Genomic DNA, 13,186 nt, shown 5'->3' with positions numbered 1-13,186 from the left:
ACAGGGTGGCAGAGGTGGCAGCAACAGCGGGCAGGCCCCGCCTGCTGTGGAACGGGTAACGACAACTAACGCCGGAGCACAGAAAGCCGGCACTTAATAACGAGGACAACGGACATGGCACATTTCGAACTGATCGAGAAGATGGCTCCGAACGCGGTGATCAAGGTCATCGGCGTGGGCGGCGGCGGCGGTAATGCCGTGGCGCACATGGTCAACAGCAGCGTCGATGGCGTCGAGTTCATCACCGCCAACACCGACTCGCAGGCGATCAAGAACTGCGGCGCGAAGATGCAGCTCCAGCTCGGCGGCAACGTCACCAAGGGCCTGGGCGCGGGTGCCAATCCGGAAGTCGGCCGCCAGGCCGCGCTGGAGGATCGCGAGCAGATCATCGCCGCGCTCGATGGCGCGGACATGGTGTTCATTACCGCCGGCATGGGCGGCGGCACCGGTACCGGCGCGGCGCCGGTGGTGGCGCAGCTGGCCAAGGAAATGGGCATCCTGACCGTGGCCGTGGTCACCAAGCCGTTCCCGTTCGAGGGCCGCCGGCGCATGCAGGTCGCGCTCAAGGGCATCGAGGAACTTTCGACCCATTGCGACTCGCTGATCACCATCCCGAACGAGAAGCTGATCACCGTGCTCGGCCGCAACGCGACGATGGTGCAGGCGTTCCGCGCCGCCAACGACGTGCTGCAGGGCGCGGTGCAGGGCATCGCCGACCTGATCGTTCGCCCGGGCCTGATCAACGTCGACTTCGCCGACGTGCGCACCGTCATGTCCGAGATGGGCCTGGCGATGATGGGCACCGGCACTGCCCGCGGCGATGACCGCGCGCAGGCTGCGGCCGAGTCGGCGATCCAGAACCCGCTGCTGGACGACGTCAACCTGGCCGGCGCCAACGGCATCCTGGTCAACATCACTGCCGGCCCGGATTTCACCATGGCCGAGTTCGACGAGATCGGCCGCACCGTCGAGGGCTTCGCCTCCGAGGATGCGACCGTGGTCGTGGGCACCGTGCTCGATCCGGAGATGCAGGACGAAGTGCGCGTGACCGTGGTCGCCACCGGCCTCAACCGTGCCGTCGCCCGCCAGCCGGTGCGCGAGCGCGAGTTCGCCGGCGGCCGCGCCGAGTTCGCCGCGCGCGAGCCGATGCGCGCACCGGTCCGCCTGGTCCGCGACGCCACCACCGGCCTGCCGATCGACGATGGCTTCGCCAGCGACCCGGTCGCCAACGCGGTGGGTGGGCTCGGCCTGCGTCGCGGCGGCGCAAGCGGTGCCGCTACCGCATCCGCGCCGGCCCCGGCGGCTGCCGACCTGCCCAACGATTACCTGGATATCCCGGCGTTCCTGCGCCGCCAGGCCGACTGAGCCACTGGCCGGCTGCGATGCCGGCCATGGATGAGCGTTGGAAAAAACCCTGCCGTGGGTGCGCCATCACCCTGGCAGCAGTGGTAACCCGGGAACGCGCCCAAAGCGCGGTTCCGGTGTGTCCGTAGTCCCTTGCTGCCGGGCCGATCAGGCCCGGCAGGTTTTAGCGTCCGTCGGCGGGCGTGATTTTCCCTGCGGCAGCGGGCTTCGCTCCGTGAAACCGGGACGCCACGTCACAGCGATGGCCGCAGGCGGTGCATCGCGTTACCGGCGTCGGGCTTCAGGGCGTCGCGCGGAAACAGTCCGTTAAGATTCAGCTAAACGCGTGATATTCTCAGCGCCTTCACGCGACACCGCAGCACAGTCTCCCCCGTCGCACGGTGACCCCATGACCCGGCAGCGCACCATCAAGAACACGATCCGCGCCACCGGCGTCGGCCTGCACAGCGGCAACAAGGTCTACATGACCCTGCGCCCGGCGGCGGCTGACCACGGCGTCGTGTTCCGCCGCACCGATCTGGAGCCGGTGGTGGAAGTCCCCGCGGCCGCAAGCCTGGTCACCGAGACCACGCTGTGCACCGGACTGACCTGTGGCGAGGCGAAGATCCAGACCGTCGAGCACCTGATGTCGGCCGCGGCCGGCCTGGGCATCGACAACCTGATCGTCGAACTGTCCTCGGCCGAGCTGCCGATCATGGACGGCTCGTCGGGCCCGTTCGTGTTCCTGCTGCAGTCCGCCGGCGTGGCCGAGCAGGACGCGCCCAAGCGCTTCATCCGCATCCTCAAGGACGTGGAAGTGCGCGAGGGCGACAAGGTCGCACGCTTCACGCCGTACGACGGCTACCGGCTGGACTTCACCATCCAGTTCGACCACCCGATGATCCCGGCCAAGCAGTCGCATCACCGGCTGGAGTTCTCCACTGCCGCGTACATCCAGGAAATCTCCCGCGCCCGCACCTTCGGCTTCATGCGCGACCTGGAATACATGCGCGAACTCAACCTCGGCCTGGGCGGCTCGATGGACAACGCCATCGTGCTCGACGAGTTCCGCGTCCTCAACGAGGACGGCCTGCGCTACGCCGACGAGTTCGTGCGCCACAAGATCCTCGATGCGATCGGCGACCTTTACCTGGTCGGCGCTCCTATCCTGGGCGCGTACGAGGGCTACAAGTCCGGGCATGCGCTCAACAACAAGCTCGCCCGCGCCCTGCTGGCCGATGCCAGCGCGTGGGAGCGGGTCACTTTCGAGAACGTCGCTTCGCAGGCGCCCTTGGCCTACGGCACGCCCGCGCTGGCCTGATCGAGCCGCCGCGGCTTACAGCCCGCCCGGCATCCCCCGCTTCACACCATTTTCAGCGGCGGCCTGCCCTTGGGTGGCTGCCTGCGGAAGGCTGTCCGTCTTCCATCCTGTTTGCCGACGGACCACGCCTGCGGGTCGGCGCGGCTGACCTGCTGCCCTCCAAACCTGAACAGGGCCTCCAGTCTTGAAAGCGTTTTCAGGTCTTCATGGACTTTCACGAAGCGTGAACCCGACGCGGGATCCGTATCCGACGTAACGAAACTTTAATGATTCGCTAACGACGTGAGCGAATCGTGACGATAGGATGCCCCGCAGGTTGTCCTCCGACGTCGAAAACTACGTTGCGGGGTCGGTCTCAGACCCCGGGGCAGGAGCTCCGGAATCTTGGGGATCCGATGGATCGGATTCCCGCAGGGATGCCAATGCGTCGCTCAGAGCTTGCCGGGCGGTCGCTGAAACCAGGGGGGTCGTTGCACCGGCCGGGACAGGCGGACGCAACGGACCGGTAGTCGTTTTAACGATGACTGCGGTGGGATTCAGCCCGACGGAGCGGGCCGCATCGAGGAGTTCGGCCTCTGCCAGGCGCACCCGCGCCCGCCAGACCGGGGAATCGGTGACAAAAACGAGTTGCTCGCCGGACACGTTCGCCAACCTGCAATGGGCGGCGAAACCGGGGGGCAGCAGGGGACGCAACTGCTGGTCCAGCGCATCGAGCCAGAGGGCTCGGCGCAAGGTGGCGCCAGTTTCATCCGCCAACGCGGCTTCGGCTGCGGGACGTGGGACGGTCGCCTTGCGGGCGTTTGGCTTCAAATCAGGCATACCTAAAAGCATGAGCTATAAATTCATCGTAAGAAACCCGCGTGACAGCCACGCGAACAGCATGGCCGGACGCCTTCGGGGCCTGGTCTCGCAGCGTCCAGGCGTTGCATTCGCGGCAGTACTGGCTACCGGTGTCCTCCTGGGAACCGGCGCCGGGGTCGCGATCGGGATGGCCGGCGCGCAGAACACGCAGTCGCAGCTGGCCAGCCAGCAGAACGAGCTGGAGCAGGTGCGACGCCAGTCGCAGCAGGAAATCAACGCATTGGCTGCGCGCCTGGGCGAGCTGCAGGCCCAGGCCAATCGCCTCAACGCCCTGGGCGAGCGGCTGACCGAAGCCGGCCAGCTGGAAGACGGCGAATTCGATTTCCACGGCACGCCCGGCCAGGGTGGCGCCGGTGTCGCCCTGGACATGCCGATGTCGGACCTGACCGCCGGCCTGGACGAGGTGCAGCAGCAGTTCGATGCTTCCGGCCGGCAGCTGTCGGTAATGGAGTCGCTGCTGTTTGACCGCCAGCTCGAGAGCAATGCGGTGCCGTCGCGTTCGCCGGTGCGTCGCAGCTACATCACCTCCGGTTTCGGCAAGCGCGCCGATCCGTTCGGCCGTGGTGGCCAGTTCCACAAGGGCATCGATTTCGACGCCAACGTCGGCGATGCGGTCCTGTCGGTGGCCGACGGCGTGGTCAGCTTTGCGGGAAGCCGCAGCGGCTACGGCAACACGATCGAGGTCGACCACGGCAACGGCTATGTCACCCGCTACGCGCACAACTCGCGCCTGAGCGTGAAGGCCGGCGACCTGGTCCGCGCCGGCGAGCAGGTGGCCAAGGCCGGTTCGACCGGTCGTTCCACCGGCGCCCACGTGCATTTCGAGGTGTGGGAGAACGGCAACGTGGTCAATCCGCGCAAGTTCCTCAGCGATGGCCGCGCACCGGTAGCCAAGCGCAGCCGCGGCTGAGCCTCGCCGCAGCGCCCGCATGAGGCCCGTCCCCGGAAGGGGGCGGGCCTTTACGTTTCCGGCCCCCGCCATCCAAGGCCCATGTAGGAGCGGACTTCAGGCCGCGAAGCCGATGCCATTGGCACAGGCGACGCCGCTGCGGTTCCGGCAGTCTCGGTGTCGCGGTCACGCCCGCTCCTACAACGGCATGGCGCGAGGCGGTGGTGGAGCCGGCGAGGGCTCCGGCCTGCCTTGAAAGGGGCCGGTCTGCCTTGAGATCGCCGCCCGGCGTCCCAAGCTACAATGTCATGTTGCCTCGGGCGGTCGCATTGCGCGCCGTCCGCACGGGCCGCCCGCTGGCGGCGGCCCCGGCGTTCATTCCCAACCGGTCCCATCGATGATCAACAAACTGCTTACCCGTGTCTTCGGCAGCCGCAACGAACGGCTCCTGCGCCAGATGGACCGCATCGTTGCCAAGGTCAATGCGCTCGAACCGGAGATGCAGAAACTCTCCGACGATGCCCTGAAGGCCAAGACCCCGGAATTCCAGCAGCGCATCGCCGGTGGCGAGCCGCTCGACAAGATCCTCCCCGAAGCCTTCGCGGTGTGCCGCGAGGCCAGCCAGCGCGTGCTGGGCATGCGCCATTACGACGTGCAGCTGATCGGCGGCATGGTCCTGCACCTGGGCAAGATCGCCGAGATGCGCACCGGCGAGGGCAAGACCCTGGTCGGCACCCTGCCGGTGTACCTCAACGCACTCGAGGGCAAGGGCGTGCACGTGGTCACCGTGAACGACTACCTGGCACGGCGCGATGCGGCCTGGATGGGCAAGCTCTACGACTGGCTGGGCCTGAGCGTGGGCGTGGTCTACCCGGGCATGCCGCACGGCGACAAGAAGGCCGCCTACAACGCCGACATCACCTACGGCACCAACAACGAATTCGGCTTCGACTACCTGCGCGACAACATGGCGCTGTCGCGGGCCGACCGCTTCCAGCGCGGCCTGCACTACGCCATCGTCGACGAGGTCGACTCGATCCTGATCGACGAGGCACGCACCCCGCTGATCATTTCCGGTCCGGCCGACGAGTCGCCGGAGCTGTACATCCGGGTCAACCGGATCGTGCCGCAGCTCAAGAAGCAGGAAACCGAGGACGGCGAAGGCGACTTCTGGGTCGACGAGAAGGGCAAGCAGGTGCACCTGTCCGAGGCGGGCATGGAGCACGCCGAGTCGCTGCTGCGCCGCGCCGGCATCCTGTCCGAGGATGACGGCCTGTACGGGGCCAACAATCTTTCCGTGGTCCACCACCTCAACGCCGCCATGCGTGCGCACGCGATCTACCAGCGCGACGTGGACTACATCGTGCGCGACGGCGAAGTGGTGATCGTCGACGAATTCACCGGCCGCACCCTGGCCGGGCGCCGCTGGTCCGACGGCCTGCACCAGGCAGTCGAGGCGAAGGAGGGCGTGCCGGTCCAGCGCGAGAATCAGACCTTGGCCAGCATCACCTTCCAGAACCTGTTCCGCATGTACAAGAAGCTGTCCGGCATGACCGGCACGGCGGATACCGAGGCCTACGAATTCCAGAGCATCTACGGCCTGGAAGTGATCGTGATCCCGACCCACAAGCCGGTCCAGCGCAAGGACCATCCCGACCAGGTGTTCCTCAACCGCGAAGGCAAGTTCCGCGCGGTGCTGGCCGACATCGAGGACTGCTTCAAGCGAGGCCAGCCGGTACTGGTCGGCACCACCTCGATCGAGACCTCGGAGATGCTTTCCGACTACCTGCGCAAGGCCGGCGTCGTGCACGAAGTGCTCAACGCCAAGCAGCACGAGCGCGAGGCGCAGATCGTCGCCAACGCCGGCCGCCCGGGCGCGGTGACCATCGCCACCAACATGGCCGGCCGCGGCACCGACATCGTGCTGGGCGGCTCGCTGGAAGCCGAGCTGCACGAACTGGGCGAAGAGGTCAGCGCGCTGGACAAGGTCAAGGTCAAGCGCGAGTGGCAGAAGCGCCACGACCAGGTCAAGGAAGCCGGTGGCCTGCACATCGTCGGCACCGAACGCCACGAATCGCGCCGCATCGACAACCAGCTGCGAGGCCGTTCCGGTCGCCAGGGCGATCCGGGCTCGTCCCGCTTCTACCTGTCGCTGGAAGACAACCTGATGCGCATCTTCGCCTCCGACTGGGTGCAGAAGGCGATGCGCATGATGGGCATGAAGGAAGACGACGTCATCGAGGACAAGCTGGTCAGCCGGCAGATCGAGAAGGCGCAGCGCAAGGTCGAGGCGCACAACTTCGACATCCGCAAGAACCTGCTCGACTTCGACGACGTCAACAACGACCAGCGCAAGGTGATCTACGCCCAGCGCGACGAGCTGCTGGACGCCGAGTCGGTGAAGGACAACGTCGAGGGCATCCGCGGCGACGTGATCAACGAGCTGGTCGGCCGCTTCGTGCCGCCCGAGTCGGTGGACGAGCAGTGGGACCTGCCGGGCCTGGAAGCGGCGCTGGTCGGCGAGCTGGGCCTGGACCTGGACCTGCAGGGCCTGGCCAAGCAGACCGAGGAGCTCGACGCGGAGGCGATCGAGCGCCACGTGCAGGGTGCGGTCGAGGCGTTGTTCGTGCAGAAGGAGGCCCAGCTGGGCACCGACACCGCGCGCGCGCTGGAGAAGCACATCATGCTCAACGTGCTCGACCAAGGCTGGAAGGAGCACCTGGCGCGCATGGACTACCTGCGCCAGGGCATCCACCTGCGCGGCTATGCGCAGAAGCAGCCCAAGCAGGAGTACAAGAAAGAAGCCTTCGAGCTGTTCTCGGAGATGCTGGAGAACGTCAAGCGCCAGGTCGTGACGCTGCTGGCGCGCGTGCGCATCCGCAGCGAGGAGGAAGTGGCCGAACTGGAAGCGCAGGAGCGCGCCCAGGTCGAAGCGCAGCTGAAGCAGGCCCAGTTCCAGCACGCCGCCGCCGCCGGCTACGACACCGAGGACGAGGTTGCCGCGATCGAGCGCGAACGCCACGCCAGCGTGATGGGCACCGCGGCCGCCGGCACCGTCGTACGCGAGGCGCCGAAGGTCGGCCGCAACGATCCATGCCCCTGCGGCAGCGGCAAGAAGTACAAGCACTGCCACGGCCAGCTGGCCTGATCCATTGCTCGCTGCGGTAACCAGAAAAGGCGCCGGATCTCCGGCGCCTTTTTTTCTGGAGGATCGACCCGCCGTTGCAGGAGCGGGCACGACCGCGACACCGAGAGCGTCGGAATCGCAACGCGTCGCCCGTGCCAACGCCGTCGGCTTCGCGGCCTGAAGTCCGCTCCTACACAAGCCCCGACCACCCCCGCCGTTGTAGGAGCGGGCACGACCGCGACACCGAGAGCGTCGGAATTGCCTTGGCGTGGCCCAGGCCTGTGGTGCCTTGCTAAGGCCCGGGCTGGTATCGCCCGTGCCAACGCCGTCGGCTTCGCGGCCTGAAGTCCGCTCCTGCACAAGCCCAAGCCCCGACCACCCCCCGCCGTTGTAGGAGCGGGCACGACCGCGACACCGAGGGTGTCGGATAACCGGTGCACCCAACCTCCCGGCACGCCCGTTTCCGCGGCCCGACCTCGTCCTCCAGCGCCCCTGATTCCGGTTCCCCCATCCATCCCGGTAAGCTGGACCCATGGAAGCCCCCCTGCGTTCGATCCATGTCGTGGCCGGCGTCATCACCGACGTGCGCGGCCGCGTGTTGCTGGCCCGCCGCGGCGAGGACAGCGACCTGGCCGGCCTGTGGGAGTTTCCCGGCGGCAAGCGCGAAGCCGGCGAAACCTCCGAAGCCGCGCTGATCCGCGAACTGCACGAGGAACTGGGCATCGACGCCGAAGTCGGCGAGACCCTGATCGAAGTCCCGCAGGAATATCCCGGCAAGCGCCTGCGCCTGGAAGTGCGTGCCATCCGAAGCTGGAAGGGCACCCCGCGTGGACGCGAAGGCCAGGCCCTGACCTGGGTCGCACCCGATCGCCTGTCCCGCTACTCGATGCCGTCGGCCGACGTGCCGGTGGTCGGCGCATTGCGCCAGACCGACCGTTACCTGGTCACGCCCGAACCCGGAGCGGACCTGGAGGCGTGGCGCCAGTCACTGCGGCGGGCGCTGGAAGCGGGCATCGAGCGCGTGCAGTTGCGGGCGCGCAGCCTGCCGGCCGAGGCCTACGCCGCGCTTGCCCGTGATGTCGCCGACGAGTGCCGCCGGACCGGGGTCGAACTCCTGCTCAACCGCGACATCGTGCTGGCGACCGAACTGGGCGTCGGCGTACAGCTGGGCAGCGAGCAGCTGGGCGGGCTGCAGGAGCGTCCGCTGCCGGAAGGGCAAACGGTCGGCGCCTCGTGCCATGACCTGGATGACCTGCGCCAGGCGCAGAACCTGGGTTGCGATTTCGCCGTGCTCGGCCCGGTCCGCGAAACCGCCACCCATCCCGGCGCGCCGACCCTGGGCTGGGAAGGATTCGTCGCGCTGCGCGAGCAGGTCGCGCTGCCGATCTACGCCATCGGCGGCCTCACGGTGGCCGACCTGCAGACCGCGCGCAGCCACGGCGCGCAAGGTATTGCCGCGATCCGGAGCCTCTGGCCGTAGCGCCACGATAGAGGCGCAATTGCTCCTGTAGGAGCGGACTTCAGTCCGCGAAGGCGACGCCTTCGGCACGGGCGACGCCCTCGAACCTCTCATGGTCTCGGTGTCGCGGTCATGCCCGCTCCTACAACGGCACGATGCGTAGGGGGCTTGTGTAGGAGCGGACTTCAGTCCGCGAAGCCGACGCCTTCGGCCCGGGCGACGCCCTTGTGGGTCCAGCGGCCTCGGTGTCGCGGTCGTGCCCGCTCCTACAACGGCATGATGCGTAGGGGGCTTGTGTAGGAGCGGCCTTCAGTCCGCGAAGCCGACGCCTTCGGCCCGGGCGACGCCCTTGTGGGTCCAGCGGCCTCGGTGTCGCGGTCATGCCCGCTCCTACAACGGCACGATGCGTAGGGGGCTTGTGTAGGAGCGGACTTCAGTCCGCGAAGCCGACGCCTTCGGCACGGGCGACGCCCTCGACCTCCCATGGCCTCGGTGTCGCGGTCATGCCCGCTCCTACAACGGCACGATGCGTAGGGGGCTTGTGTAGGAGCGGACTTCAGTCCGCGAAGCCGACGCCTTCGGCACGGGCGACGCCCTCGACCTCCCATGGCCTCGGTGTCGCGGTCATGCCCGCTCCTACAACGGCACGATGCGTAGGGGGCTTGTGTAGGAGCGGACTTCAGTCCGCGAAGCCGACGCCTTCGGCACGGGCGACGCCCTCGACCTCCCATGGCCTCGGTGTCGCGGTCATGCCCGCTCCTACAGCAGCGGGGCCTGGGCTTTTGTAGGAGCGGACTTCAGTCCGCGAAGGCGACGCCTTCGGCACGGGCGACGCCCTGTGGGTCCAGCGGCCTCGGTGTCGCGGTCATGCCCGCTCCTACAACGATATCGGCCTGCTTGCGCACCGATTGGTGTGCGCCCTAGGACGAAGCGGCGGCCAGCGCGCGGTAGCGCGCATCCAGCGCGGAGACGGGCGCGTCCAGGTGTTCCGGGTGGCCGTCGTTGACCAGCACATCATCGGCGATCGCCAAACGTGCTTCGCGCGTGGCCTGCACGCCGATCATGCGCATGGCCAACGCTTCGTCCACGCCATCGCGACGCATCAGTCGCGCGTGCTGCAGTTCCACCGGCGCATCGACCACGAGGATGCGGTCCAGCCAGGGGTATGCGGCGCGCCCGCCGGCTTCGGCCAGCAACGGGACCGCGGCAATCGCATACGGCCCGGCGGCGGCCCGGCATTCACGGGCGAGCGTCGCGCGGATCAGTGGATGGGTGATGGCCTCGAGCGTGGCCCGCGCCTGCGGGTCGGCGAAGATGCGTTCGCGCAACCGGCGCCGATCCAGCGAGCCGTCGTCCTGCAGCATCTCGCTGCCCAGCCGCGCCGCGATCTCCGCCAGCGCCGGCTGCCCGGGCTCCACCACTGCCCGGGCGATCACGTCGGCATCGGCGACGTGCACGCCCAGGGCTTCGAAGCGCCGGGTGACCTCGCTCTTGCCCGAGGCCACTCCCCCGGTCAGGCCGATGATGAAATCGCTCATGCGGCCATTGTAGGCGGGCGTGTCCGCGACATGAGCGCGGGGCAGTGCCCGCCGCTGTCGGAACCTGTCGGGCGTCGTGCGCCCCGACGGTGCCACCCGTGCCGGGAAGCCGCCCCTGCCGACGGCGCCGGCTTCGCGGACTGAAGTCCGCTCCTACAAAAGCCCGGGCCCCGCTGTTGCAGGAGCGGGCACGACCGCGACACCGAGGCCATGGGAGGTCGAGGGCGTCGCCCGGGCCGACGGCGTCGGCTTCGCGGCCTGAAGTCCGCTCCTACAAGAGCCCAGGCCGCGCTGTTGTAGGAGCGGGCACGACCGCGACACCGAGGCGGCCGGAATCGCGAGGGCATCGCCCGTGCCGGGTGGGGTTCGGAGCCACGAGGGCATCGCCCGTGCCGAGGCCGTCGGCTTCGCGGCCTGAAGTCCGCTCCTACAAGAGCCCGGTCAGCGCAGCCCGGCGAAGCGCATGTACGCGCCCACCATCTGCTCGCCCCAGAAGAACACGATCCAGCCGGCGATCGCCAGGTAGGGCCCGAACGGAATCGGCGTAGCGCGGTCGCGGCCCTTGTAGGCCAGCCACACCGAACCGATCACGGCACCGACCACCGACGACAGCAGGATGATCGGCAGGATTCCCTTCAGGCCGACCCAAGCACCCAGCGCGGCCAGCAGCTTGAAGTCGCCATGGCCCATGCCTTCCTTGCCGGTGATCTGCTTGAACAGCCACCACACGCTCCACAGCGACACGTAGCCGGCGATGGCGCCCAGCAGTGCCGGCTTGGCCGGGATGAACAGGTTGTCCAGGCTGGCGATCAGTCCCAGCCACATCAGCGGCAGGGTCAGGTTGTCGGGCAGCAGCCGCGTGCGTAAATCGATGCCCGACAGCGCGATCAGGTACCAGGTCAGCACCATCGCGCCGAAGCCCTGCCAGCCGAAGCCGAAGCGCCAGGCGCAGAACACCGTCAGCACGCCGGTCAGCAGTTCCACCAGCGGGTACTGGGCCGAAATGCGCTGGCCGCTGTAGCGCGAGCGTCCGCGCAGCGCCAGCCAGCTGAAGACCGGGATGTTCTCCCACCACTTCAGCTTGTCGCCGGTGGCCGGGTCGTGCGAAGGCTCCACCACGATCCCCGGCGGCGGCGGGTCGTACAGCTCCGGCAGCTCCAGGATCTCGCGCGCGTCGCGCTTCCACTCCCATTCCAGCCGCCTGGGCAGGCGCAGGATGACCACGTTGAGGAAGCTGCCGACGGCCAGGCCGACGGCGGCCGCGAGCGGGTAGCCCAGGAGGGGCTGGGTGTCGAGGAACGCCATGCTTTGCTTGTTCTTGTTCTTAGATCGCCGCGCCGAGCTTGAAGATGGGCAGGTACATGCCGATCACCATGCCGCCGATCAGCACGCCCAGCACCACCATGATCATCGGTTCGATCAGGCTGGCCAGCGCATCGACCGAGTTGTTCACTTCCTGCTCGTAGTACTCGGCGACCTTGAACAGCATGGTGTCCAGAGCGCCGGCCTCTTCGCCGATGGCGGTCATCTGGATGACCATGTGCGGGAACAGATGGGTCTGCTTCATCGCCAGGTTGACCGGGTAGCCCACCGCCACGTCATCGCGGATGCGGTACACCGCCTTCTCGTAGACGCTGTTGCCGGTGGCGCCAGCCACTGATTCCAAGGCCTCGACCAAGGGCACACCGGCCTTGAAGGTCACCGCGGTGGTTCGGGCGAAGCGGGCGATGGCGCTGTTGTGAATGATCTGGCCGAGTACCGGCACTTTCAGGATCACCTTGTCCAGGAAGTGCTGGAAGGGAGGCGAGCGCTTGTAGAAGAAGAAGAAGCCGAAGAAAGCACCGACGAAGATGAGCAGGATCAACCACCAGTACGACACCATGAAGTTGGATGCTCCAACGATCAACATGGTGAAGGCGGGCAGGTCGGCGCCAAAGTCACGGAATACTTGCTCGAACTGCGGCACTACGAAAACCAGCAGGATTGCACTGACGATAATCGCAACCGCAATGGTCATTGCCGGGTAGAACAAAGCCTTTTTGATCTTGCCCTTCAGTGCCTCGATGTTTTCCTTGTAGCTGGCGATGGTGTCCAGCACCGTCTCCAGCACACCGGCGCCTTCGCCGGCGCGGACGAGGTTGCGGAACAGCTCGTCGAACTGGACCGGATGCTTGGCGATCGCCTCGTACATCGAGGAGCCGCCCTCGATGTCGGTGCGGACTTGGTCGATCATGCCCTTCATCCGCGGATTCTTGTGTCCGCCGCCGATGATTTCCAGTGCGGACACGATCGGCACGCCGGACTTCATCATTGTGGCCATCTGCCGGCTGAAGAAGGCGATGTCCTTCGGCGTGATGGGCTTGCCGGCCGAACCGAACAGCGGCTTGGGCTTGGGCTTGACCACGCTCGGGGTGATGCCCTGGCGGCGCAGTTCGGCCTTGAGCAGGTTGGCGTTCTTGGCCGGCTGCTCGCCCTTCATCTTCATGCCGCGCTTGTCGGTGCCCTCCCAGACAAAGGGCACCAGCACGCTGGTGGCACGGTCGACAGGCACGGTCTTCTTCACGGCGCTACGGGTCGCGGACATCGTCTGGTCTCCCCGCCGGCATTCCCCACGCCGGCATCTCGCCGCATGGTAGCCGCTAAACCG

The 13,186-nt window shown here is 67.4% G+C and carries 9 protein-coding genes; 5 read left to right on the top strand and 4 right to left on the bottom strand.

Going from position 1 to position 13,186, the window contains the following annotated elements; translation table 11 throughout:
- Nucleotides 1-114: 114 nt before the first annotated feature.
- Nucleotides 115-1,365 carry a cell division protein FtsZ gene (gene ftsZ / locus CSC65_RS02235; RefSeq protein WP_162408349.1) on the top strand — a complete coding sequence of 417 codons (1,251 nt, stop codon included), beginning with the start codon at nucleotides 115-117 and terminating at the stop codon, nucleotides 1,363-1,365.
- Between the two features lie 388 nt (nucleotides 1,366-1,753).
- A complete protein-coding gene (gene lpxC, locus CSC65_RS02230; RefSeq protein ID WP_162408348.1) occupies nucleotides 1,754-2,665 on the top strand; it encodes a UDP-3-O-acyl-N-acetylglucosamine deacetylase in 912 nt (303 codons plus the stop codon).
- Between the two features lie 336 nt (nucleotides 2,666-3,001).
- Here lpxC and CSC65_RS02225 read toward each other — a convergent pair whose 3' ends face one another.
- Nucleotides 3,002-3,484: a DciA family protein gene (locus CSC65_RS02225; protein ID WP_162408347.1), complete on the bottom strand. Its 483-nt coding sequence runs from the start codon at nucleotides 3,482-3,484 to the stop codon at nucleotides 3,002-3,004.
- A gap of 10 nt (nucleotides 3,485-3,494) precedes the next feature.
- On the opposite strand from CSC65_RS02225, the gene CSC65_RS02220 reads away from it, so the two are divergent.
- From CSC65_RS02220 to CSC65_RS02210, 3 genes are all read left to right on the top strand, one after another.
- Nucleotides 3,495-4,436: a M23 family metallopeptidase gene (locus CSC65_RS02220; protein ID WP_162408346.1), complete on the top strand. Its 942-nt coding sequence runs from the start codon at nucleotides 3,495-3,497 to the stop codon at nucleotides 4,434-4,436.
- A 376-nt stretch (nucleotides 4,437-4,812) separates the two neighbouring features.
- Nucleotides 4,813-7,563 carry a preprotein translocase subunit SecA gene (secA, locus tag CSC65_RS02215; protein WP_162408345.1) on the top strand — a complete coding sequence of 917 codons (2,751 nt, stop codon included), beginning with the start codon at nucleotides 4,813-4,815 and terminating at the stop codon, nucleotides 7,561-7,563.
- 511 nt (nucleotides 7,564-8,074) lie between these two features.
- A complete protein-coding gene (locus CSC65_RS02210) occupies nucleotides 8,075-9,022 on the top strand; it encodes a Nudix family hydrolase (RefSeq protein WP_162408344.1) in 948 nt (315 codons plus the stop codon).
- A gap of 899 nt (nucleotides 9,023-9,921) precedes the next feature.
- On the opposite strand, the gene coaE is transcribed toward CSC65_RS02210, so the two are convergent.
- From coaE to CSC65_RS02195, 3 genes are all read right to left on the bottom strand, one after another.
- Entirely contained in the window at nucleotides 9,922-10,539 is a 618-nt protein-coding gene (gene coaE / locus CSC65_RS02205; protein ID WP_162408343.1) for a dephospho-CoA kinase, read from the bottom strand.
- 441 nt (nucleotides 10,540-10,980) lie between these two features.
- Complete coding sequence (locus tag CSC65_RS02200; protein ID WP_162408342.1) at nucleotides 10,981-11,844, bottom strand: prepilin peptidase; 864 nt, start codon at nucleotides 11,842-11,844, stop codon at nucleotides 10,981-10,983.
- A 19-nt stretch (nucleotides 11,845-11,863) separates the two neighbouring features.
- The gene (locus tag CSC65_RS02195; protein ID WP_162408341.1) at nucleotides 11,864-13,123 is read right to left on the bottom strand and encodes a type II secretion system F family protein; all 1,260 of its coding nucleotides are present in this window, start codon (nucleotides 13,121-13,123) and stop codon (nucleotides 11,864-11,866) included.
- Nucleotides 13,124-13,186: the final 63 nt, after the last annotated feature.

The sequence above is a fragment of the Pseudoxanthomonas daejeonensis genome, from assembly GCF_010093205.1.
Lineage (GTDB): Bacteria > Pseudomonadota > Gammaproteobacteria > Xanthomonadales > Xanthomonadaceae > Pseudoxanthomonas > Pseudoxanthomonas daejeonensis.
This window is presented reverse-complemented; position numbering and strand designations above follow the sequence as displayed.